Origin of the sequence: Clostridium gelidum (assembly GCF_019977655.1) — a bacterium.
Classification (GTDB): domain Bacteria; phylum Bacillota; class Clostridia; order Clostridiales; family Clostridiaceae; genus Clostridium; species Clostridium gelidum.
The window spans coordinates 943125-967049 of the sequence record NZ_AP024849.1 but is presented as its reverse complement, the minus strand read 5'-3'; the positions used below and the strand labels follow the sequence as shown (position 1 = coordinate 967049).

The window sequence follows — 23925 nt, the reverse complement described above, 5'->3', positions numbered from 1 at the left end:
TTCCCTCCATCACTTAACATGAATTTTAACAATGGCATTAGTGCCAGGCAATAACTCTGAATTAACTTTATCAAATTCAATTTTAACAGGCACTCTTTGTACGACTTTAGTAAATGTACCACTAGTTGATGTTGGAAGAAGTGAAAAAGTTGAATTTGAAGCCTTACCGACATATTTTACTTTTCCAGTAAATGTTTTTCCTTCAATTTGATCTATTGTAATCTCTACATTTTGTCCTTGTTTTACTTTTCCTAATTTAGTTTCTTCTATATTTGCAGTAATATATAATTTTTGTGGATCAACAATCATTGCAATGGATTGTCCTGCTGCTTCAATTTCTCCTACATTCCCAATTTTTTTGATAACAATTCCACTGATTGGTGCTCTTATTATAGATTGATCTACATTCGTATCTGGAAGATTAGTCATTTCTTGTCTTCCCATGATTTGATCTTGTGATACTTTATCTCCTTCTTCTAAATTAAACTCAAGAAGTTTTCCTGAAATCTGTGGACTTACCTTAATAAGATCCCCCGTAACTCTTGCATCATCTGTAGAAACAAAGTAATTATTATCATACCAATAATAGAATCCTATTCCACCAAGTGCTCCAACCATAACTATCAATATAGTAATCATCAATTTTTTACGCTTTCCATTCATATTATTTTTCACCCCTTACTCTCTTATTCCTATTTCAACAAACATTCCTGGTTTTAGAAGTGGATCTTTGTCTTTAAATTTTATCTTTACAAGAATATTTTTATTCTTTGAATCAATAACTGAATCTATTACTGATATTTCTCCTTTAAATTCTTTATCTGGAATTTCTGATACTTTAATTGTAACTTCCTGGTTAACAGCTATTTTATTAATAAATGTTGGCGGCATATAAGCATTTATCATAATCGTATCTAAATTAACAATTGAAATCAGAGGTGCTCCAACAGTGGCTAGTTCACCATTATTTATATTTTTGGCACTCACGACCCCAGATATTGGAGATACAATCGCTCCATTTTGCAACTGAACTTGCGCTGTATTTAAAGCTGCCTCTGCACTTTTTACTTGTGCTTCTGAAATTGATATACTTTCTGCTGTTTCACCTTTGTTTAACATATCAAAAGCTGCTTGTGCTGATTTATATGCAGATTCTACATTTGTAAGAGTAGTCTCACTTTTATCAAGTTCCGACTTAGGAATTCCACCTGCGTCAAAAACATCTTTATTTCTTGTATTATTAACTTTAGCATTATCATAGTTTGCTTTAGCACTTTCAAGAGTCGCTTTAGACTGTTCTATTTGCTCCGGTCTTGTCCCGCTTTTGATTTTATTTAAGTTTGCTTGTGCTACATCTACACCAGCTTGTGCTTGCCCTACCTGAGCTTGGATATCTTTTGAATCAAAAGTAATTAGATTATCACCTTGGTTTACTGTAGAACCCACATCAACACTTATATTTAAAACTCTTGCATTAATTTTAGATGTTATAACTGCACTTTCATCTGCTTGAACTTTACCTGACATAAAATAAGTAATATCCTTATCCTGAGCATTAACTGTTTTATCAACATTAACTGCTTCATCAACATTTGTACTATCATACTTACTATTACTACATCCAGCTATAGTAGAAGTAACCAATAATACTATCATCATTACCCATAAAATATTTTTTTTCATATTACATTGCTCCCTTAATTCACTAGATAATTTATTATTAATTCTTTGTGAGTTTCTTATTTTTTTGATTATGCTTTATACTATTTTGAAAATGCAATCCAAGGCTTTTGAATTTGTTCGTTTAGAGTATTATATCTATCAATTGCATTTCTTAATTGAATATCTAACTCTTCACTATTTACAACTTGATTATCATAATCTGTTTTAGTTATTAATTCAGAATCATACTTCACTTTTAAAATACTAAGCTGCTTATTAGTTAACAATATATTTTTCTTTAACAAATTAATATTATCTTCCTGAGTAACAAGATTGGTATAAAATGCCTTCATTTGTTCTTTAAATTGTTTCTTTGCTTCATTCAAATTAGTTTCACTTTCATATGTACCTAACTTAGCATTTAAATAAGCTAAACGCATTGATAATTTAAATGCATACATCTCCCGTTTTTGATAATAACCATCTAGTTTGCCTTGATATTCTGCATAATTCTCATTTCCAGTTGTATTATCCCCAGTGGTGTCCAGTGTTGGTTTCTCATCGGATGGCTTGTCTTCGTCCTTTACATCGTCTACCTTATTGTCCTTATCATTAAAATAATCTTTATTAAGTTCAATTAATTTCGTACTATATTTTAAATATTTTTCTACAACCTTATCTAAATATTCATCTATGGAACCATCTATTTTGAATTTATTAAACTCTATATCTTGTTCCAAACTATACTTAGTTATATCTTTGCCTGTTAGAACTTTAAAATTATCTTCTGCATCCTTTAATGTATTTTCACTTGATTTTAATTTATCTTTTAAATCTTCTATCTTAAGTTCATTACCGTTTAAATCTACTGCTGTTATAACACCACTAGCATTTTTTGCTTTTGCAATACTAAGTTCCTTAGTTTTAAGTTCCATTTGTCTTTTTGCCTCTTCTATTTTCATTTGACTCGTAACAATATTATTATAGGTAGTAGTAACTTTTTGTGTTAGTTTATCTTCATCAGAATCTTTTTGCTCTTTGCACTGCTTTAGTTTAATGTCACGAGTATCCTTATTAAAATCTTTTCTGTCATCAGACATCTCTATTTCTACCTTACCAACTAACTGTGGGTTATCATCAATTTTTTCATTAATATCATTAATCTTGTCCATATAATTTATTTTCTTTTCATCAAGTTCTAATAACTCACTGATATTAATAGCTGATTTTATAGCGTCAGCTAAAGTAAGAACTGGTTTTTGATTTGCTTTGGTTTGTACATTACTAACATTATTCGTGTTTTGTGTAATATCTTTTGCAAACGCTGGCACAATACTTCCACTCATAACACTTATGCCAATTAAGAACGCAATTATTTTATTTAATCTTTTTTTCAAAATTCCTCACCTCTTTTTTTATTTCATGTCCTTTCTATATTCTATATGTTAATTTCATTAGCCTTCCATTTCAATAATCAGTACTAATCCATATTGTAAGTTAAGAAACACTTTATGTACTATTTGTTAGATAACTTGCATATTTATATATATTGATTGCTATAATTACAACATTATTGTATATTGTTACTAATGGTACTTTTTATATTACATACTCTAGCTAAATTCTGAGGTGACTGCATGGCTAATAATACTGATTTACGTGTATTAAAAACACGTGAGAATATAAAAACATCTTTCATTAATTTATTATTAATAAAAGATTTTAAAGATATCACAATTCAAAACATTATAGATGAAGCATTAATAGGTCGTTCAACTTTTTATGATCATTATTGTGATAAATATGATTTGCTTAAGCAACTAGTAGATGAGCTAATAACTGATTTTAAATTATATATTAAAGGTAGATTCAATATAAAATCTCATGATGATTTTATGATTTTTTTTCTAAGTATGATAGATTTTTATTCAAAACAACGAAATAAACTTTTAGCCTTGCTAAAAGTTCATACTGAATCTGTTGATTTATATAATAGTATTATCAATGTATTAAAGGATGCCTGTTCATCTTATTTTGATAGTATGCAGATTAACACTAAATTTAGTATTCCTAAAGAGTTTTTTTGTCGCATATATGCCTCAATTGTAATGACTTCAATTCAATGGTTTGTTGAAAATAATGAGGACTATACGCCACAAGATTTCACAGAATTATTTAGTACGTTAAAAATACTTAGTTCTGAGCTACTTTAAAATACCCCTAAGTAATACTATCACAATATTACTTAGGGGTATTTTATACTTATTTAAAAACTTTTATTCGACTTTTATCATATAGTAAATTTTGAAACCAATTCTTTTAAATGATCAGTACTTTGTTTTACATTATTAGTTTCAATTTTCACTTCATCTGCCCGTTGTTTTATTCTTAATACTTTATGAGCGATGTCACTTGTATCTTTTGCCCCTTGGCTGTTTGCCTTTGATATATCATCAATTGATTCTGCTACATTTTTTATAGCTGCCAAAAGTTCTTCTGAAGTTGCACTTAAATCTGAAACTAAATTATTAACATATATTGCATCATTATCATAGTTTTCTCCTACAGTAACAGATTCCTTATAACTATCAACAACCTTTGTCTCAATATAATACAAAGTCTCCTTTGAAATTCTTGTTAGATTATTTACAGCTTCAAATACAACTTGAATTGTACTGTGTATTTCATTTACAGTATTTTCTGAGTTCTCTGCTAATTTTCTTATTTCATCTGCAACTACTGAAAAACCTCTGCCTGCCTCTCCTGCTCTAGCAGATTCAATTGCCGCGTTTAATGCTAAAAGATTTGTTTGAGAAGATATTTGCAAAATTGTATCAGCTAAAGCTCTAATTTTCTCTACCTCTTTTATTTTATCTAAAGCTTCATCCATTGAATTTTTAATATTAACGCGTATTTCATTAGCTTCATTGTGATGTTTTACTGAACTATCCTTTAAAGACAGTGCCTTTTTGCTGATTTCCCCAGCTGATATCGAACCTTCTTGCGATTTATCAGCTATAAGTTCTATTGCTGACTCTATATCTGTTGACATAGCATTTAGTTCTTCTGTTGAGCTAGCTGTTTCTTCAACTCCTAAGGATAATTCCTCAACAGTATTAGAAACGTCCTCAATATTTTCATTTAATTCTAAAATACTACTATTTGAAACTTGAAGAGCTTTATTTACATTATCAGTTTCTATTATTATTTCATTAATAGTATCTCTTAAGGAAACTTGCATATTATCTATAGATTCAGCTAAAATGCCTAATTCATCTTTCCTATTAATTTTCACCATTTTGTAATTAAGATTACCATTTGCCATTTGCTTCATGCCTTCAACTACCTGTTTTATAACCTTAGTAATTCTACCCACGAAAACAAAAACTAAACCACCGAAAAATATTATTGACCCTATTAAAATAGATGCAATAATCATAATAAGACTACTTAAATCCTTTGTAAACTCTTCTTCTGTTAATGACGAAACAATATAAAAATCTGTATTTTTTACATTTTCCCCATAATAGATTTTAGCAACTCCATCTAAATTACCTTTTAAAGCTTCTGAAGTTTTAGATGTTAACTTTTCACCAATGTCCTTCAAACTTCCATTTGAAATATTATATATTGTTGAAGCCTTAGTGATATCTTCGTTAAATTCATACTTAGGATGAATTAAAAATCTACCATCTTTATTAAGTAAAAATGGGTATCCACTATCACCAATCTTCTCTTCAGAAAATAATGCTGATAGTTGAGATAATTGAATATCTAATGCTACAACAGCATAGTTACTTCCATCTTCCTTTTTAATTATTTGAGATACTGTAACTACAGATTGTTTTGAATCTGCATCTATATAAACATCTGTATAAACCTGCTTTCCACTTGCTGCTACTGCAGCTTTGTACCAAGAACGTTCAGTACAATTCCAATTTGGATCCTCTGGAACCCATTTTGACGCTGCTTCAATCTTTCCATCTGGATAACCAACATATACATCAAGTATTCCATATTTATCCTTAACTAAACTCCCTTGCAATACTAAATAATCTGCAATAGTATTTTTTGCACCTACAAATTCATTTTTATCATCTTTAGTTTTCTTTAAAATTTCTGCTATATATTGTGTTTCATTTTCTAATACAATTTGTCTTTGTGAGAAAAAATTTAATATCTTTTGTTGCATATAATCTGTCTTCGTTATCAATTGCTCATTTAATTGTTTAGTTATAATTTTCCTTGATTCTCCATAACTAATTAAAGCAACCATTGTAAAAGAAACAATTAACAATGAAATAATAAAAAAAAGTATTTTCCCTCTTAACCCAATTTTCATAAAATCTCATCCCCCACTCTAAATAACTTTATCTTTTATTATTAAACATCTCCCTCATTTTATAAAAAAATAACAATCCATTATTTAAACTAATATAGAATGAATAACCAATTCCTCAAAGTACCCATCTAAGAGAATTTTTCATTATTCACACTCTTTCATTTTAACCCTTTGTTTAATATTAGATTAATTTGTCGAACTGTTATTTATAATATATTTAATTTGTTACTATATAGGAAATATATCACATAAATATAGTAAAATCAACAATTTAATCCTTTTCATTTAAAACAATCCATATTATTATTTGTATTAATTTTGTTTTATTTTTTATAGGAATAATCCAATATTCACATAAATATAAAATGAGACTTTAATTAAATTTAAATAAATAAAATTAAAGTCTCATTTTATATTTTATTTCTATTATAACTTATTTATAATGCTTGCATTATAGGCTGCTCCAAATCCATTATCTATATTTACTACGCTAACCCCACTGGCACAACTGTTCAACATAGATAATAGCGCTGAAACCCCACCGAAATTTGCACCATAACCAACACTAGTTGGAACTGCTATTACAGGTTTATCAACAAGACCTCCTACGACACTAGCTAAAGCACCTTCCATTCCTGCAATTACTATAATAACTTTTGCACCTCTAATAATATCTAACTTAGAGAAAAGTCTATGTATTCCTGCAACACCTACATCTGTTATTCTTTCAACTCTATTTCCTAATATCTTTGCAGTTTCAACTGCTTCTTCTACCACAGGCAAATCAGAAGTTCCAGCACAAATAATTGCAATATAACTATCTGTAAGAGTTTGTTCTTTTTTCTTAATTGTTATTGTTCTTCCAAGCTTATTGTATTCTGCTTCTTCGCATATTTCCTTTACTGCATTATACGCTTCTTCTGTAGCTCTAGTTCCTAAGATATTATTATCCTTTGTAAGCATAAACCTAACAATCTCTTTAATTTGTTCTGGAGTTTTTCCTGCACAATATATAACTTCTGGATATCCTACTCTTAATTCTCTGTGATTATCTATCATTGCAAACCCTAAATCTTTAAAAGGAAGATCCTCCAAATTTTCAAGAGCTTCATCTATATTAATTTCATTATTTTTAACTGATTCTAATAGATTTTTAAGTTCTTCTCTATTCATTAATTCTCATCACCTCCGTAAAATTAATTAATGATGAATAGTGAATAATGAATGATTAAGGTGTAAATTGCTACGCAATTTTTTTAATATATTTTTTTGAAAAGCCTCTGGTTTTTCTTTCCTAATCATTCACCCTTCATTATTCATTATTCATTATTCATTTTTTTCTTTATAGTCTCATTAAAACTTCCCACTCTATACCCTTGCAAATCTAATGTAACATATTTAAATCCGCATTCCTTTATCTTGCTTGCAATGGTGTCTAAGAACTCTTCATCAAATAATTTATTTCTATCATTTCTATTTACTTCAATTCTAGCCAAATCTCCATGACATCTTACTCTAACTGCTCTAAAACCTATACTCATCATAAATCTTTCAGCATTTTCAATCTTTTCAAAAGCTTCTACTTTCAATTCACCTCCATAAGGGATTCTTGTTAATAGACAAGCATATGATGGTTTATCCCAAGTTTTTAAACCTAGTTCTTTAGAAAATCCTCTTATTTCTTCTTTAGTTAATTTACATTCTAGAAGTGGACTCTTTACCTCTAATTCCTTTAGTGCCCTAAGTCCTGGTCTATAATCACTTATATCATCAAAATTTGTTCCATCAATTACATAGTTATAACCTTGTTCTTTAGCTACTGATATTATCATGCTAAATACTGCTGTTTTGCATAAATAGCATCTATCTTCTGGATTATATTTAATAGACTCAATAATTGGAGCTTCTATAATTTCATGGTTAACTCCTAATTCTTTTACTAATTCCTTAGCTTCTGCTATTTCCCACTTAGGAATGTATGGAGACATAATTGTCACTGCCTTTAAATCATCCCCAAGTGCTTCTTTAGCTGCTTTAAGTAAAAAAGTACTATCTACACCTCCTGAAAATGCTAAAACTACTTTTCCCAAGCTTTTAAGATAAGTTATTAATTCTTTGTATTTATCATTATTTATCATATATCGCTCCTACCTCTCATCTAAATTATCACTTACGCTAGTTGTTTTATATGTCTGAAGCTTCTCTATAAACTTCTTTATAAACATCTTCTAATGTTATATTTTTTTCTTTTGCTATACTTCTACATTCCTCATATTCTGGTTTATATTTAGCTAATTTTCCTTTATAATAAGATTTTTTAATGGTAATATCTCCATACTTAGTTTTTACTTTTGAAAATTCTCTACTTAGCATAATTTTTTCAACTTTATATTTCCGTGCTCCTATTGAAGTAGTCTCATCAAAAATTACATCTAAAATATCTTTTTCACATTGTTCATTAACTAGTACACTTAGTTTTACTCCTGGTCTTCCTTTTTTCATAAATATAACTGTTTTATATACGTCTAAAGCACCTTTTCCAAAAAGCTTTTCTTCAACATATCCATAAAATTCAGGATTCATATCATCAATATTAGTTTCTAAAATGTACTGTTCTTCTATTTTTTCAGCTTTTTGTTCTTCACCCAAATAGACTCTTAAAACATTAGGAATTTCTAAATCCCTATGCCCTATTCCATATGCTATTTTCTTTATAGAAAAATCTATTTTTTGAGTAAATTCTTGAACATTTGCTGCAAGTATTGCTGCTCCTGTAGGCGTGGTAGTCTCAAAAGGTACTATTCCAGTATTAATTGGTATATTCTTTAATATTTCTACAGTTGCAGGTGCTGGAACTGGCATGAGTCCGTGAGCACATTTTACAAAGCCGCCTCCAACTTGAACAGGCGAAGCCATTATCTTATCAACCTTCAAATAATCTATACAAATAGCCGCTCCTACCATATCCACAATAGAATCAATAGCACCTACCTCATGAAAATGTACTTCATATAAAGTTTTTCCATGAACCTTTGCTTCAGCTTCTGCCACCTTCATAAACATATGTAAACTTAGTTTCTTAACATTCTCCGTCAAATCACTTGAATTTATTATATTTTCAATATCATTTAAATTTCTATGATGATGCTCGTGATTATTATTCTCTTTATGTAAATGATTGTGCTCTTCAATATGTTCATGACTATGGCTATGGTTTTCATGATGTGAATGATCATGTTCATGACTATGATTTTCATCATGTTCATGGTTATTGCTATGATTATTGTTTTCATGTTGTGAATGATCATGCTCATGATGATCGTTGTTAATATGTACATGCTGGTGATTATCCAAAGCTTTTTCAACAACATGTTCGTGATTATGAACTTGATTCTTTAAAATAACATCTACCCTAGTTCCTGTTATTCCATGCTTAATATCATTTTTAATTTTTATTTCATATTCATAATTAAGCTTAAGCTTTGAAATCTCTTCAATTAAATATTCCTTAGGCACCCCTAAATCTAATAATGCTGCTAAATTCATATCTCCACTTATTCCACAAAAACAATCATAATATAATACTTTCATACTTAATCACTCCAATCACTTAATTTTTATACTTAAGATGTAATTTATTTATATCTATACGATCTATTTAGGCATATTAAAGAAAATAACAACTCACAAATGCGATGAGAAGTTCTTATATGCGATATAGTTGCTCTTTTCTAATGTGCATTATATGATAGTAACTTATTAGATACCAACATTCCACGTTATACTCATACATTGCACATATATTCCAAACCAGAAATAAGTAACACAACATGTTACTTATTTCGGAGAGTTATACTCATAAGTATGATCTCCACTGTGGTATCTATATAATGTTATATTTTCTTAGAAAGTCTTCATCTTTTATAGTATTTTCGTATTTATCATCTCTAATGATTTTATGCTCTTCCGAGAAAACAATTGCTCTATTAAAAATTCCTTCTACATATTCAAAATCATGAGTAGCACAAATTATAGTTTTGCCACTTTTATTTAAAGCAATTAATAAATCTCTTAGAAATCTTTTTCCTTTAGGATCTATTCCATTCATAGGTTCATCTAAAATTATAACTTCTGGATTCAAAGCTAAAACACTAGCAATTGCTACTCTTTTCTTTTCTCCTCCACTTAAATTATAAGGATGCTCTTCTTTCAGCTTATCTATATTAAGAAGATTAAGACAATCGCTCACTCTTTTATTTATTTCTACCTCTGGCAACTCCATTTGCATGAGTCCAAAGGCTATTTCCTCAAATACCGTGGAACAAAAAAGTTGTGCATCTGAATTTTGAAATACAAAGCCTAGCTTCTTATGAAATAACTTTAAGCTTTTACTATCCTTTAAGTAATTTTCATTTATTTCAACTTCATCAAATATGTATTTCCCTTGACTTGAAAAAATAATGGCATTTAATAATTTTAAAAAAGTAGATTTTCCACTTCCATTTGGACCTATAATAGCTATAGACTCTCCTTCTTTTATATGGACATTTACATTATCAAGAGCTACCTTATTCTTGTATGTAAATGAAATATTCTCTAATTCTATCATCAATATTTCCCCTTAATTATTTCAAACATATGGAATCAAGCAATAAATCAAACTGATTTTATATGTTTTAGTAAATTGAATATATAAACAAACTAACTAATAACATATTTATGACCATATAAATATAATCAATTTTCCTAAAAGTTAAATTCACCTTTGTAGTATATTCACCTACAAAACCTCTGCACTCCATAGCCTGAGACATTTCTTCACTCATTTTATAAGACTTTATAAATAAGCTTCCTATAATTCCTGTAAGAGAATTATATTTATTATGAGTTATGCCAACTGATCTAAGTTTTAATGCATATAATAAGTTAATGGAGTATTCTCCAAGTAAGACAATATACTTTATGGTTATATCCATAATCCAAATAAATATATCTGGTATAAATAATAGTTTTAGTGATTTAGTAATCTCACTCCATCTAGTGTTATGAGCTAATAAATTCATCATTACTATAGTTGTAATGATTTTTTGAAAAAGTAATAAACTATTATAAATATTTCCATAAACCATAGATGGTATTAACGCAATTAAAGTTATAAAAGGAAAGATTAAACTTCTAATAAATATTCTTTTCCTTGATTTCTTGTCCATAAGTAGAAGATTTATTAAAACATATATATCCATTATCAATAAATAAATAAAACTTCTTGATAGCGATATTAATACTATACTTAATATTGTACTTATAACTTTCAATGTTGGGTTAATTAAATATAAAAATTTATCTCGACTTTTACTTTGCTTAATAATTGAAATTATCTTAATTAAGGAAAAAATACTTTTTTCAATATATAAGTTTTTTTCTTCCTTTGGTATATAATTATCTTTTTCTGAAAGCCATTGTGGAATCATTTATTCTCCTTTTGATTTTTGCTTAAATTTATCTTTGCTAGAAGTTTGAAAATAATTAATATAATTATTACTCCTAAAAGTGCTGATACAATATATCCAAAGTATTCTTTTAGGTTACCAAAATTATAATCTGGCATTAGTGAATTAAATTTAAAACCTTCTTCCATGCCCTTAGGTACAAATCCTATCAAATCCTTAAGTTCTTCTGTTCCCCATTCTCCCCAAGCAGTCCCTTTAGCTAAAAGCCCTACAGGAGTAGCTAAGACAAGGATTACTATTATAATATATAAATATTTTATCTTGTTAAGCTTTCCTTTGTATATTATCTCAGAAGATGATTTTTTGATATAACTGTATGCCCCTAAAGTTATTATTCCCTCTAGGAAACCAACTATTAATAAATGAGGTACAGTCATAGCCGGAATAGAGTAAGCTAATCCATATGGACTATATAACGGTAATCCCGAAGCATCCTTAAAAAGTAAGGGTTGAATTCCAAACTCAATAGCTGCAACTAAAGCTGCAACATTAATAGAAATATACCCCCCTAAGAAAGCTCCAAAATATTCCCCTTTTTTACCCGGAAAAATTTTTTTCATAAATATAAATAAGTAATATGCTACATACGGCATTATAAAAGCCATATTAAAACAATTTACACCTATTGCTAAAACTCCTCCATCACCAAAAAACAATGCTTGAATTGCAAGAGCTATAGTAACTGCAAAAACTGCTGCGTAAGGTCCAAGCAGAATAGCTATAAGTCCTGCTCCAATAGCATGCCCTGAAGTTCCTCCTGGAATAGGTATATTAAACATCATAATTAGAAATGAAAATGCTGCAGCTACTCCAAGCAGAGGCATTTTTTGTCTTGTTATTTCAGCTTTTACCTTTACACTTGCCCTTCTCCATATAGGTAACATAACCACTCCAAAAGTAGCACAAGTTGAAGGACTTAAATAAGTATCTGGTATATGCATATAACAAACTCCTTTTTATAAATTATTGTGAATATTCTTCAGAATATTTATGGTAATATTCTGAAGAATATATGGTTTAGAATATATATTTTAAAATTATTAAGAATATATACTGAAAAAATCTTTTTCTTTTAAAAGAAAATTAATATTTAGGCACATTGACTTGTTATTTTCTTTCATCTCCCTAAGCAAACAAAGCAGTAACATTTTTTAATTCTTCACGAATTTTAATTGCTTGTGGGCAATGACTTTCACATTTGCCACACTCTACACATTTATCTGCTCTTTCCTTAGCTTCTACAGAATTGTATCTTACCTTAAGTTCTTTTTCTGTTTCTGGTGTAACAAATAAGCTATATTCATTATAACAAGCAAAGTTCTTAGGAATATTTACTCCTACTGGACAAGGCATGCAATATTCACAAGCCGTACAATTAACCTTTATTCTTTCTTTAAATACTTTTTTAACATTATCCATTATTTCTAATTCTTTTTCCGTTAAAGAATTAGGTGCAGCAACGCTTGCAGTCTTTATGTTTTCTGTAACATTGTCCATTATGTTCATACCACTTAACACTACAGACACCTCTGGGTGATTCCATACCCATCTTAATGCCCATTCAGCTGGTGATCCTTTAATATCTGCTTTATCAAAAGTATTCATAACTTCTTCTGGAAGATTCTTAACTATTTTACCACCTCTAAGTGGTTCCATAATAACAATACCTAATCCTTTATTAGCTGCATAATGTAACCCTTCAGTTCCAGCTTGGAATTCTTCATCTAAATAATTATATTGAATTTGGCAGAAAGACCAATCATAATAATCTACTATCTCTTTAAATACTTCTAACTTGTCATGGAAAGAAAATCCTGCATATTTTATTCTTCCATCTTTTATGGCAGAATCTAAAAATTCATCTATTCCTAATTTCTTTAGATTTGCCCAAGTACCTGCACCTAAAGCATGGACTAAATAAAAATCTATATGATCTGTTTGAAGACGTTCTAATTGTTCATTTAAATATTTATCCATATCTTCTCTAGTTTTAATTAACCAACTAGGAAGCTTTGTAGCTAGCTTAACCTTTTCTCTATAACCATCTTTTAAAGCTCTACCTACAAAAGGTTCACTTTCTCCTCCATTGCCCATTCCAGTTCCATGATAAGGATATGCAGTATCTACATAATTGACTCCTTCATCAATAGCATAACGAATCATCTTTGTAGCTTTTTCTTCATCAATTTTAGTAGTATCTCCATCAATAATAGGTAACCTCATACATCCAAAACCTAAAGCCGAAACCTTTTCATTTGTCTTTCCCAATATTCTATATAACACAATAATTCCTCCTTAAATAATAAAATTATCAAATAAATTTCTATATACTTATTCTACATCTTAGAGTAGACTCTAAGTCAACACTTTTTTATCGAGTGACTTATCATTTGTTTATTTAACTCACAACTATATATTAAATTTATGTGTATTGTTAAATGATATTGTTACAAAATATAAGTCCACGCTGCTACGTATTATCATATATAATATTTAATTCTATACATAGTGTTTTAATAAAATGTTGTTAGGCACAATCAAAAAAATAACAAGTCCATGTGCCTTATTAATTATTAAACTCATATTTATATTGCTTTTCGCAATATATTTCAGTTCTTCTTTAATGCTTGTACTATCATATAATTTCTAAGTATATTAACAACATTTATTTAAAACACTCACTATGAAAATAAATTTCAATATATGATGATGATAAAAAATACTTTTGCAACAGTACCATTTCGAACTTTATAGTCTATGCATAAGCCATTTATTACCCTTAAGTCTAAATGAATACATTGACCCTCTAACAATCCAATCTATATACATTGCAATCCAGATGCCAAGAATACCCATATTAAGTACAATTCCTAATATATATCCTAAGCCTATTCTAAATATCCACATTCCAATAAATGCAGTCATCATAGTATATCTAGTGTCACCAGCACCTTTTAGTCCTGATGAAAGTACAAATGAAATTGCCCATACAAGTAATGCCATACTATTACTTTTAATTAATATCCCAGTGAGTCTTATTACCTCTGGAACATTTGTGTAAAGACTAGCTAACCATTCTGCAATTGGTACAAATAGAATTCCTACAGATACTAGGCAAATAGTTGTAAATTTAACTAAATAAATTAATGTACTTTTTGCTTCTTTAACATCATTCCTACCAACATACTGACCTACTAAAGTAGTTGCTGCTAAACAAAGTGCATTTCCTGGAACATTAATTATTTGTGATATTGACATTCCAATAGCATTAGCTGCAATTGAAGCAGTTCCCATAGTTACTATGAATACTTGTACTATTAATTTCCCTGTATTGAAAATTACTTGCTCCATGCCTGCTGGTATTCCTATATTAAATATGCTCTTTTGTACTTCCATATCAAATTTAAATGGAAATAATTTTTTAATTTTTATAATTTTACTACCTCTAAATAAAACTATAATTACAATAATAGCTCCAATTATTCTAGCTATGGCTATTCCTATGGCAGCTCCCATTATTCCAAATGATGGTATATAAAAAGTATTAACCCCATATATTAATATGTATCCTAAAATAATATTTATTATGTTCATAAACATGGTAATATACATTGGAGTCTTGGTATCCCCTGCTCCTCTAAGTATACCATTTGCAATTTGTTCTATAGCAATAAATGGATATGTAAATAAAGTAAATTCTATATATATCTTTGCATTTGATTTAACTAATTCTTCTGCTGAGCCATATAAACAATTAATTAGAGGCACACGAAAAATCCATAATAGCAATGTTATTATGCATGAAACTATAAATCCTGATACCATAGCTTGTTTAGCTGTTTCATTAGCTTTTTTGTATTCATCTTGTCCAATTTGTTGAGCAACTACTACAGTTGCTCCAACTGATAAGGCTGCAAAGAACGATATAAACAACATATTTATTGAATCAACCATTCCAATAGCTGAAACTGATGCTTCTCCAATATGACCTGCCATCATTGTGTTACATACTCCAAGTAGCATAACAAAAGTTTGCTCTACCATTATCGGTATTGCTAACTTTAAAATACTTTTTCTTATTAACATTATATTTCCTTCTTCCTGTATTAATTAATATATTATTAGCTTTTAATTATATTAACTGCTTCTTCTGTTCACGTTAACAATTTGTGCTATATTTTAAAAATTACTACATTATTATTCTATATCTTAGAGTAGGTTATAAGTCAATAGTTTTTTAAGAATTTCTTGTTTAAATTTACAAATCTAACGCCTTAGAGTATACTCTAATATATAAACTACATTAAGATTTTTTATAGGAGGACTATTATGGGATACAGTATTGCTGAAGTAGCTGAAAAAACTCATTTAACTGCACATACTCTTAGATATTATGAAAAAGAAGGCTTATTACCTTTTATAGACCGAAGTGATTCTGGGAACAGAGATTTTAAAGATAAAGATTTAGAATGGCTTGAACTTATTTGCTGTTTGAAGAATACAGGTATGCCTATAAAGCAAATTAAAGAAGTCATTGGGTTATGTCTTAAAGGTGATGATACTCTTGATGTCCGTAGAGAAATATTTATAACACATCGTGAAGAAGTTATAAATCAAATGGCTGAATTGCAAAAGAATCTTGATAAGATAAATTGTAAAATTAATTATTACGATTGTGCTTGTAAAAAAAGTATATAGGGCATATTCAAGAAAATAACAGACCAACGATACTTGTCTGTTATTTTTTGAATATCCCTCATTTAATTCAGTAATATATGCAAACAAAATAGAATTTATTTTTTCTTTGGGTAATTGTTGTTTTTTTAGTCTAATTTATGAAATTTCAATATGATTTTACCTTATATCACTTAATACTGGCATTGAAGCTATTGCTCCATAATTTGTACATGTAATTGCTCCTACTTTATTAGCAAATGCAACTATATTCTCCCATTCTTTAAATGTTATGTTTTCTTTATCTCTAATATCCGCTAACTGCTTTAATACCGCTCCAACAAAGGCATCTCCGGCGCCTGTTGAATCAACTTGTTTAATCTTAATGGATGGAATTATTATATTTTCTTTATTAATACTTAAATAAGTTCCCTTAGCTCCTAAAGTAATAGTTACAACCTTTACACCTAAATCATGTAATTTATTAACTCCTGTTGTAATATCTTTTTCTCCAGTTAGTAAATATAATTCTTCATCACTTAGCTTAGTGAAATCACTTTGTTTTATGAAAGCGATACTATCTTCTACAAATAACTCTAACTTATCTAATGTAATTAATGCATCACGATAATTTGGGTCAAAGGATACATATATATTATTAGCTTTTGCATATTCTAATAATTTAAAATATGTTTTCTTTAATTCTCCTTCTAAAAATCCTGTAGCTGAACCAAAGTGAATAATATCTGATTTAGTTATCTTTGATAAATCAATATTCTCAAATGAATAGTCCCCATCACTCCCTCTTAAAAAGTCAAAGTTACGTTCTCCATTTTCATCGATTCCAACTAAAGCAATTGTTGTGCTACCTTTTTTCACTGCCATTTCAGTATTTATATTTAAATCATTTAGCAAATCAATTAAGTAACTTCCGAAGAAATCATTTCCTACTTGACCTAGAAAATAAGCATTACCCTCTACTTTACAAATACTAGCTGCTACATTTGCGGGTGCTCCCCCTGCTTTCTTTTCAAACTTCTCTCCATTTTTTAGCCCTTTATTATCAACACAAACCATGTCAATTAAGAGTTCTCCGATACAAAAAATATTTTTATTCATCTTTCATCCTCCTTAAATACAAAATATTTCCAAAATTTAAATACATCCTTTGATTTAATCTCTTTTTCTAAAACCATTGACCTTATAATTTTACTCTATGTCAATGGTTTGACATATATCTTAAAAAAAATTTACATCTATATTTATTAAATTATTATAACTTATTTTCCTGTTTAATGCTATACTTCAATAGTAAAATTACGAGTTTTTAAATTAGCTTTTAATATTGCTGTATGTTCTCCACACTTTCTAGTTATTATAAGTTCATTACCATTAACTTCAGTAATACATTCCCCATCTAATCCAAATGCTGCATTAGAATTACGTAATTTCATTAAATCTCTAATATCCTTTACAATCTTTCTATCTTCAAAGTTTTTCTTAATTTCTTCTTTTGAATAATAGTGACGATTGATATCTCTACCATTTTTAGTTTCTTCTATTAATTTAATATCATTTTCACCTGCAAGCATTCCTACATAATAAACTTGTGGTATTCCAGGAGCAAAAAATTGAATTGCACGAGCTAATAAATAAGCCTTGTCGTTATTTCCTAGAGCTGAATAATAGGTACAATTCACTTGATATATATCTAAATTATTATACGCTGCTGTATTATATATCTTATTAACATTTGCACCTTTTGTAAACATAGCTTCTTTTGTTTCATCAATTTCTTCATCAGTCATTAAGTCTTTTACATCAACAATACCAATGCCATCGTGTGTATCTAATGTAGTAAATTGCTTCATTGGACTCATATCAAGCCATTTCTTTAGATTTTCACCTTTACCTGAATATAATGCATGTAAAACTAAAACTGGCAGGGCAAAATCATAAATCCAAAATCCTTTTTCAGCAATTTTATGTTGTATTGTATAATGTTCGTGAATTTCTGGTAAAATCTCAACACCATATTTATTTACTATTTCCTGTATTTCATAAAGTAAATCCCACATCTCTGGTTCAATAAAGAAACAACTAGTTCCTGGTTGTTTTATAGCATATGCAAATGCATCTAAACGGATAATTGATGCTCCATTTTCACACATAGATATTAATGTATTTTTGATAAATTCTCTTGCTACTTTTGAATCCATGTTTAAATCAATTTGCTCTTCTCCAAATGTACACCATACTTCTTCTTTAGTTCCATCTTTAAACTCAACTTCATAGCATGGTGCTTTTGGCTTTCTCTTATAAATCGCATCTACTTCTTCTTCAGTTGGTTCACCATTTTTCCAAAAATTCTTATATCTTATAAAGAAATCATTATATTTTGATTCATCTTTCTTTTCTTGAAAATCTTTAAAAAATTCAGATTGCCTCGAAATATGATTTACCATAAAATCATACATCAAGTAATTTGTCTTGCTTATTTCTTTTACATCTTCCATAGTTCCAAAAGCTTCATCTACTATGTCATATCGCATTGGTGCAAATCCTCTATCTCCTGATGACGGGAAGAATGGAAGAATATGAACACCACCTATAGCCCCTCCATAATGCTCATCTAGAACTTCTTTTAAATCTGTTAAATTTTCACCTAAGCTATCTGCATAAGTTATAAGCATAATTTCATTTTTAATTTTATTTTTCTTCATAATAATCTCCTTTTTTATTTGAGTCAATAAAAAACTTAACGACTCCATTATATTTAAATTTAATCAACTTTTTTATTCGATAGCTAGCATCCTTAACACTCACACTTTTTCAAATGGGAGCTAAAGGCTCTACACGCACCTTGACTATGTGCCCCTTGATTATATAAGTTCAACTAAGATTCAGATGGGGATCAAAACCCCACCTGAATCAAGTTTCACTTTATATCACTCAAAAAAGTTGATTAAATTTATATCCTAGATTGTGGTTTCTCTCTCTACTAAAGTTATTGGTAGTACATTTTCTAAAGAAACCTCTTTTTCTTCCATTTGATCTATTAATAGTTGTATTACTAACTCTCCCATTTGTTCAATAGGTTGCTTTATAGTAGTAAGTGAAGGTGAAACTAAAGATGAAAATTTAATGTCGTCATAACCTACAATTTTCAAATCTTTAGGTATTTCTTTTCCAAGCTCCTTTGCAACTTTTATAACTGAGATTCCTATCATATCACTACTTGCAAATATTCCATCTATATCTGGATGCTCTTCAAATAATTTATGCACTATTTTTTCATAATTTTCTAATATTCCTAATTGAGTTTCTAAAATGATATTTTCAACATTCCTTTTAGTTACCACATCAAGAAATGCTTTATAACGATTGTTTGCTGGAGTTTCTAAATCCAAAGATCCACTTATATGCGCAAGTTTTTTACAACCGTTATCAATCAATAGATTAGTGGCCAATACTCCTCCACTATAATTATCTGATGTAATAAAAGGTATACTTTTTGAAAATGCTCTATCCATAGCAACTATTGGAAGATTAAGATTAAGATATTCATCTATTTCTAAAGTATGACTTGCCATAATTATTCCATCAACTTGATTACTTTTTAACATCATAATGTATTCTTTTTCTTTTACACTATCTTGATATGAATTGCATAACAAGATTTTATACCCTAATTTATAAGCATAATACTCTATATAATTAGTTAACTCTGCAAAAAATGAGTGAGCTACTGTTGGAATTATAAGTCCAATCAAATTCGACTTCTTTCGAAGCAAAGATCTTGCCATTTCATTCGGACTATAATTTAACTGCTTAATAGCATCGTAAACTTTTTTTCTAGTCTTTTCACTTATATATCCTCTATTATTTAAAACTCTGGAAACTGTAGTAACTGTAACTTCAGCTACTTCAGCCACATCCTTTATTGTTGCCATAAAACCATCCTTTTCTTAACTAAATTTAAGTTATATCTGAAAACTCAAGTTATTATAACACAATTCTTCCAAATTAATCATAGAACATCTGTTTGAATATCTTATAAATATATCTTTATCTTTGAATTATATTTTGAATGTTAACACAGACTTATTAAGTACTTGAATTGATTCATATAATTCATTTGATAATGCTGCTAGTTCTTGTGAGGATTCATTTTCTTCCTCAACTGATGCCAATACTTCTTCTGTTGCAGCAGAAGATTCTTCTGCAAGAACTGAAATATTTTCAACTGCTTCTATTGTTTTTTCTTTATAACTATTCATATCATTCATTAAAACTATAACATTTTCGATTTGTACTGAAATATTCTCTGTTGATTTAATAATATTCCTAAATGCATCATCTGTATTATTTACGGATTTTTCTTGTTCATTAAATATATCATTGGACTTCTCAACTAATTTAACAGTACTTCTGGTTTTGTTTTGAATATTATTAACAATATTAGCTATCATCATAGTTGCTTCTTTTGACTGATCTGATAATTTTTTTATTTCATTTGCAACTACAGCAAATCCCTTACCTGCATCTCCAACTCTAGCTGCTTCAATTGATGCATTTAAAGATAAAAGACTTGTTTGATCACTAATTGATTTTATAACTTCAATTATTTTCTCTATCTCTTTAGAGCTATCATTTAATTCACAAATATCTGCATTAATTTCATTAGCCATTTGCAATGACTCCTTAGTTCTTTGATTTAACTCACTAACTACTACAATAGATTCAGTTCCAATCTCTTTTGTTTTATTAGAGATATCCTTAACCTCTTTTGTACTTTCTCTAATAGCATCTATTTTTTCAGCTAAAACTTTTATTTGATTTATTGCTTCACTGGAGCTTATTGCCTGTTCTGTAGATCCTGTTGCAATTTCTCCAATTGCTATAGATATTTGTTCTGTAGCTTCAGCGGATTCCCTTGAAATTGTTGTTACATTTTCAACATTCTTCAAAACAGCATTGGATACTTCACTTACCTCTCCAATAAGTCCTTTTATCTTATTAATCATTATGTTAAAACTATTGCTCAAGTTACCTATTTCATCATTCTTTTTATAATCTAAAATTACTGTTAAATCTCCCTCTTCTGCTTTTTTCATTAACTTCACTATACTATTAATTGGATTAACTATACTAAGAGCTATATACAATCCAATTATCACTGCTATAATTCCACATACTACTCCAATTATTAATGTAAACAAACCAGATAATCTAATATCATTTATAAGCGAGCTCATAGGAACTTCAGATATGATTTTCCATCCATTATCACAAGAGCTAAAGGTAATTAAATTATTGTCTTTCACAAAATTTCCAGAAGGTTCTAAATTATATACTTCATTTATAATATTATTTAATCCTTCATTATTTGTGTTTTTATCATCAATATTAAAAATAATATTTTTATTTTCATCTAATATTTGAATATTGTTATTATTATCCAATTGCATTTTTTCAAAAAGGTTTTTAAAAACATTTGTTTTAATTGCCATTATTAATATGCCATTATCATTGCTTCTAATTGTATCCTTATATTCCCTCATTAAGAATATTTCAGAATTATCATTAATGCCTGTAACCCAATATACTTTGCTATCATTTTTTCTTATTTCACTATATAATGGAGAATCTTTAAGCTTATTTTTAATATAATCCTGGGAATGAGCATCTACTGTTCCCAATACTTTACCATCCTGTTGAAGAACACAAAAAGTAGATATATTGGCATCAGAGCTAGCTGTAGATTTAAGGATTCCTTCAACTTCTTTGCTTTTGACCATATTATCATAAGAATAACTGTCTGAATTAATATCCTTCATTAATTCAGCTAACTTAGAATTTGTTATCACTGAAGTTGTCTTGTTAACATATTCATTAATAAATGAACTAACATTCATATTAATCTGATTGAGCAATTGTTGTGAAAAAGTAGACACTTTTTTTTCTACAGTATTTTCAGCTATTATATATGAAAAGCTTCCAACTATAATAATAGGTAATGTAGCCATTATTAAAAATGTTGCCATTAGTTTAGTTTTTATTGTCGACTTCATTTTAGTTTTTATTATTGACTTCATTTTAAATTTTATTTTTATACTGTTTTTTATCTTTTTGAAAAAGTGTACTATTTTACCCATATTCCTTCATCTCCTGTTAGTTAATATATTGTTTGTTTCTTTTAAAACCTTACCAAGACAATAATTCAGCAACACCTTTTATATTAATTTTTATTACTCTATATCCCATTTTTTTAAAAGTTCTATATTACATTGTCCCTTTGAAAATGCCTCAATTTCAAGTGCATCTTTACTTGGATATATAAGACTCGTCATTACCTTTTCTCCTTCATTAATAAATACTTCTATAGAACATTTATCAACAAATATTCGGAGATTTAACTTATTATTGATCAAGTTAATTTTTGTTCTTCGTTCTCCCTTAGATCCAATGCCTGATTTGTCTATATTCAATATAAATGTTTTATCCTTTTTGTTATATGATAATACTGTCTCTTCCTGGTTATTTGCTCTTAATTTCAATCCAAATTCACTGGCTTCTTCTGCATCATAAACTACTTGAAGTTCATAACTATCACCATAAGTATCAAAGGTTTTTTCTCCATTTAATTTAATATTATTTAAAGCAACTTCATTACTTCTATATTTTTCAATTTCATCAACTGGTTTAAAATATAGCTTATTATCTTTCAAAGTTATCTCTCTTGGAATTGTCATAGCTCCAGCCCAGTTATGTCCATTACTATGAGTTGGATATTCTTTTTCCCACATAGTCATCCAACCTATGATAATTCTTCTACCTTTACTATCAATAGTTGTTTGAGGTGCATAAAAATTAAAACCATAATCAATTGGATAAAAATCATTATATTCAAATTTTCCAATATTGTAATCTAAGTTTCCTATCATATATACACATGAGTATATATTTGTAAAATCAGCCTTATTTGCGTTTAAGTATTGTGGAGATACAATAAGAACATCTTTGCTTTGCAATGAGAATAAATCTGGACACTCCCAATTTTCGCCCAAATTATTATTACCTTTTGCAATAACGCTTACAAACTCCCAATTTATTAAATCACTAGATTTGTACATCAAGACTTGCCCATCTCCACATTTATCATTAGATCCTAAAAAAGTGTAGTAGTAATCCCCAACTTTATAGGTTTTAGGGTCACGAATATCTTTCTTACTTGAGTTTTCTGGCACTTGATAAGAGCCTATTACAGGATTATGCTTAGATTTTGTGAAATCAATCCCATCTTGTGAATAAGCTAAACATTGCAACTGCTTATAATCCTTTTTCTTATTAGGTCCTGTATGTACATGACCTGTATACATAAGATATAACTTATTATCTTTTTCTATTGCACTTCCAGAAAAACATCCATCACTATCAAAATCTTCGTCTGGCGCCAAAGCTACTGGTAAGTAATCCCACTTTATTAAATCCTTACTTATTGCATGCCCCCAGTGCATAGGCCCCCAAACTGATTCATATGGATAATGCTGATAAAACAAATGATACATATCCTTATATTGAATAAAGCCATTTGGATCATTAAGCCATCCATATTCCGCCATCAAATGATAATTTAACCTATATTGATTGTTTATCTTATGTTTATTTTGTTTAATGTATTGGTCTGCTTCTTCTTTTTTATTACTACACATTTTTTAATCTCCTAATAAAAAC

General features: G+C 28.7%; 19 protein-coding genes. 2 read left to right on the top strand and 17 right to left on the bottom strand.

What is annotated here, in order from left to right; genetic code table 11:
- Positions 1-9 precede the first annotated feature (9 nt).
- The 3 genes from psyc5s11_RS04535 to psyc5s11_RS04525 all read right to left on the bottom strand — a co-directional run bounded on the left by psyc5s11_RS04535 (position 10) and on the right by psyc5s11_RS04525 (position 3059).
- Positions 10-663 (bottom strand): HlyD family secretion protein, encoded by a 654-nt coding sequence (locus psyc5s11_RS04535; RefSeq protein ID WP_224036448.1) that lies wholly within the window; start codon positions 661-663, stop codon positions 10-12.
- 15 nt (positions 664-678) lie between these two features.
- Positions 679-1683, bottom strand: a complete 1005-nt coding sequence (locus tag psyc5s11_RS04530) for an HlyD family secretion protein (RefSeq protein ID WP_224036447.1) — start codon at positions 1681-1683, stop codon at positions 679-681.
- A gap of 80 nt (positions 1684-1763) precedes the next feature.
- Complete coding sequence (locus psyc5s11_RS04525; RefSeq protein WP_224036446.1) at positions 1764-3059, bottom strand: TolC family protein; 1296 nt, start codon at positions 3057-3059, stop codon at positions 1764-1766.
- A 240-nt stretch (positions 3060-3299) separates the two neighbouring features.
- Here psyc5s11_RS04525 and psyc5s11_RS04520 point away from each other — a divergent pair, with 240 nt between their 5' ends.
- The gene (locus tag psyc5s11_RS04520; RefSeq protein ID WP_224036445.1) at positions 3300-3875 is read left to right on the top strand and encodes a TetR/AcrR family transcriptional regulator; all 576 of its coding nucleotides are present in this window, start codon (positions 3300-3302) and stop codon (positions 3873-3875) included.
- Positions 3876-3952: 77 nt separating this feature from the next.
- On the opposite strand, the gene psyc5s11_RS04515 is transcribed toward psyc5s11_RS04520, so the two are convergent.
- The 9 genes from psyc5s11_RS04515 to psyc5s11_RS04475 all read right to left on the bottom strand — a co-directional run bounded on the left by psyc5s11_RS04515 (position 3953) and on the right by psyc5s11_RS04475 (position 15600).
- The gene (locus psyc5s11_RS04515; RefSeq protein WP_224036444.1) at positions 3953-6004 is read right to left on the bottom strand and encodes a methyl-accepting chemotaxis protein; all 2052 of its coding nucleotides are present in this window, start codon (positions 6002-6004) and stop codon (positions 3953-3955) included.
- Positions 6005-6430: 426 nt separating this feature from the next.
- Positions 6431-7177 carry a nickel pincer cofactor biosynthesis protein LarB gene (gene larB, locus psyc5s11_RS04510; RefSeq protein ID WP_224036443.1) on the bottom strand — a complete coding sequence of 249 codons (747 nt, stop codon included), beginning with the start codon at positions 7175-7177 and terminating at the stop codon, positions 6431-6433.
- 146 nt (positions 7178-7323) lie between these two features.
- Complete coding sequence (larE, locus tag psyc5s11_RS04505; RefSeq protein ID WP_224036442.1) at positions 7324-8142, bottom strand: ATP-dependent sacrificial sulfur transferase LarE; 819 nt, start codon at positions 8140-8142, stop codon at positions 7324-7326.
- Between the two features lie 46 nt (positions 8143-8188).
- The gene (gene larC, locus psyc5s11_RS04500) at positions 8189-9595 is read right to left on the bottom strand and encodes a nickel pincer cofactor biosynthesis protein LarC (protein WP_224036441.1); all 1407 of its coding nucleotides are present in this window, start codon (positions 9593-9595) and stop codon (positions 8189-8191) included.
- Between the two features lie 292 nt (positions 9596-9887).
- Complete coding sequence (locus psyc5s11_RS04495; protein WP_224036440.1) at positions 9888-10613, bottom strand: energy-coupling factor ABC transporter ATP-binding protein; 726 nt, start codon at positions 10611-10613, stop codon at positions 9888-9890.
- 67 nt (positions 10614-10680) lie between these two features.
- Positions 10681-11475, bottom strand: coding sequence for an energy-coupling factor transporter transmembrane component T family protein (locus psyc5s11_RS04490; protein WP_224036439.1), 795 nt, complete (start codon positions 11473-11475; stop codon positions 10681-10683).
- Positions 11472-12455 carry a cobalt transporter CbiM gene (gene cbiM, locus psyc5s11_RS04485; protein ID WP_224036438.1) on the bottom strand — a complete coding sequence of 328 codons (984 nt, stop codon included), beginning with the start codon at positions 12453-12455 and terminating at the stop codon, positions 11472-11474. The genes psyc5s11_RS04490 and cbiM overlap by 4 nt, the downstream gene beginning before the upstream one ends.
- 184 nt (positions 12456-12639) lie before the next feature.
- The gene (locus psyc5s11_RS04480) at positions 12640-13797 is read right to left on the bottom strand and encodes an aldo/keto reductase (protein WP_224036437.1); all 1158 of its coding nucleotides are present in this window, start codon (positions 13795-13797) and stop codon (positions 12640-12642) included.
- Between the two features lie 465 nt (positions 13798-14262).
- Positions 14263-15600, bottom strand: coding sequence for an MATE family efflux transporter (locus psyc5s11_RS04475; RefSeq protein WP_224036436.1), 1338 nt, complete (start codon positions 15598-15600; stop codon positions 14263-14265).
- A gap of 243 nt (positions 15601-15843) precedes the next feature.
- Here psyc5s11_RS04475 and psyc5s11_RS04470 point away from each other — a divergent pair, with 243 nt between their 5' ends.
- Positions 15844-16212: a MerR family transcriptional regulator gene (locus psyc5s11_RS04470; protein ID WP_224036435.1), complete on the top strand. Its 369-nt coding sequence runs from the start codon at positions 15844-15846 to the stop codon at positions 16210-16212.
- Between the two features lie 156 nt (positions 16213-16368).
- Here psyc5s11_RS04470 and psyc5s11_RS04465 read toward each other — a convergent pair whose 3' ends face one another.
- From psyc5s11_RS04465 to psyc5s11_RS04445, 5 genes are all read right to left on the bottom strand, one after another.
- A complete protein-coding gene (locus psyc5s11_RS04465; protein WP_224036434.1) occupies positions 16369-17307 on the bottom strand; it encodes a carbohydrate kinase family protein in 939 nt (312 codons plus the stop codon).
- A 179-nt stretch (positions 17308-17486) separates the two neighbouring features.
- On the bottom strand, positions 17487-18911 hold the full coding sequence (gene gtfA, locus psyc5s11_RS04460) for a sucrose phosphorylase (protein ID WP_224036433.1): 1425 nt from the start codon (positions 18909-18911) through the stop codon (positions 17487-17489).
- Between the two features lie 255 nt (positions 18912-19166).
- Complete coding sequence (locus tag psyc5s11_RS04455; protein WP_224036432.1) at positions 19167-20141, bottom strand: LacI family DNA-binding transcriptional regulator; 975 nt, start codon at positions 20139-20141, stop codon at positions 19167-19169.
- 126 nt (positions 20142-20267) lie between these two features.
- Complete coding sequence (locus tag psyc5s11_RS04450; RefSeq protein WP_224036431.1) at positions 20268-22346, bottom strand: methyl-accepting chemotaxis protein; 2079 nt, start codon at positions 22344-22346, stop codon at positions 20268-20270.
- Positions 22347-22439: 93 nt separating this feature from the next.
- Positions 22440-23903, bottom strand: a complete 1464-nt coding sequence (locus psyc5s11_RS04445; RefSeq protein WP_224036430.1) for a glycoside hydrolase family 32 protein — start codon at positions 23901-23903, stop codon at positions 22440-22442.
- Positions 23904-23925 lie beyond the last annotated feature (22 nt).

Bases quoted from the DNA above. Each gene is read 5' to 3' on its own strand.
- larB (WP_224036443.1), bottom strand. From the start codon at position 7,177: ATGAATAGAGAAGAACTTAAAAATCTATTAGAATCAGTTAAAAATAAT.
- cbiM (WP_224036438.1), bottom strand. From the start codon at position 12,455: ATGCATATACCAGATACTTATTTAAGTCCTTCAACTTGTGCTACTTTT.
- psyc5s11_RS04455 (WP_224036432.1), bottom strand. From the start codon at position 20,141: ATGGCAACAATAAAGGATGTGGCTGAAGTAGCTGAAGTTACAGTTACT.
- psyc5s11_RS04475 (WP_224036436.1), bottom strand. From the start codon at position 15,600: ATGTTAATAAGAAAAAGTATTTTAAAGTTAGCAATACCGATAATGGTA.
- psyc5s11_RS04515 (WP_224036444.1), bottom strand. From the start codon at position 6,004: ATGAAAATTGGGTTAAGAGGGAAAATACTTTTTTTTATTATTTCATTG.
- psyc5s11_RS04465 (WP_224036434.1), bottom strand. From the start codon at position 17,307: ATGAATAAAAATATTTTTTGTATCGGAGAACTCTTAATTGACATGGTT.
- larC (WP_224036441.1), bottom strand. From the start codon at position 9,595: ATGAAAGTATTATATTATGATTGTTTTTGTGGAATAAGTGGAGATATG.
- psyc5s11_RS04470 (WP_224036435.1), top strand. From the start codon at position 15,844: ATGGGATACAGTATTGCTGAAGTAGCTGAAAAAACTCATTTAACTGCA.
- psyc5s11_RS04450 (WP_224036431.1), bottom strand. From the start codon at position 22,346: ATGGGTAAAATAGTACACTTTTTCAAAAAGATAAAAAACAGTATAAAA.
- psyc5s11_RS04530 (WP_224036447.1), bottom strand. From the start codon at position 1,683: ATGAAAAAAAATATTTTATGGGTAATGATGATAGTATTATTGGTTACT.
- psyc5s11_RS04495 (WP_224036440.1), bottom strand. From the start codon at position 10,613: ATGATAGAATTAGAGAATATTTCATTTACATACAAGAATAAGGTAGCT.
- psyc5s11_RS04520 (WP_224036445.1), top strand. From the start codon at position 3,300: ATGGCTAATAATACTGATTTACGTGTATTAAAAACACGTGAGAATATA.
- larE (WP_224036442.1), bottom strand. From the start codon at position 8,142: ATGATAAATAATGATAAATACAAAGAATTAATAACTTATCTTAAAAGC.
- psyc5s11_RS04490 (WP_224036439.1), bottom strand. From the start codon at position 11,475: ATGATTCCACAATGGCTTTCAGAAAAAGATAATTATATACCAAAGGAA.
- psyc5s11_RS04445 (WP_224036430.1), bottom strand. From the start codon at position 23,903: ATGTGTAGTAATAAAAAAGAAGAAGCAGACCAATACATTAAACAAAAT.
- gtfA (WP_224036433.1), bottom strand. From the start codon at position 18,911: ATGAAGAAAAATAAAATTAAAAATGAAATTATGCTTATAACTTATGCA.
- psyc5s11_RS04535 (WP_224036448.1), bottom strand. From the start codon at position 663: ATGAATGGAAAGCGTAAAAAATTGATGATTACTATATTGATAGTTATG.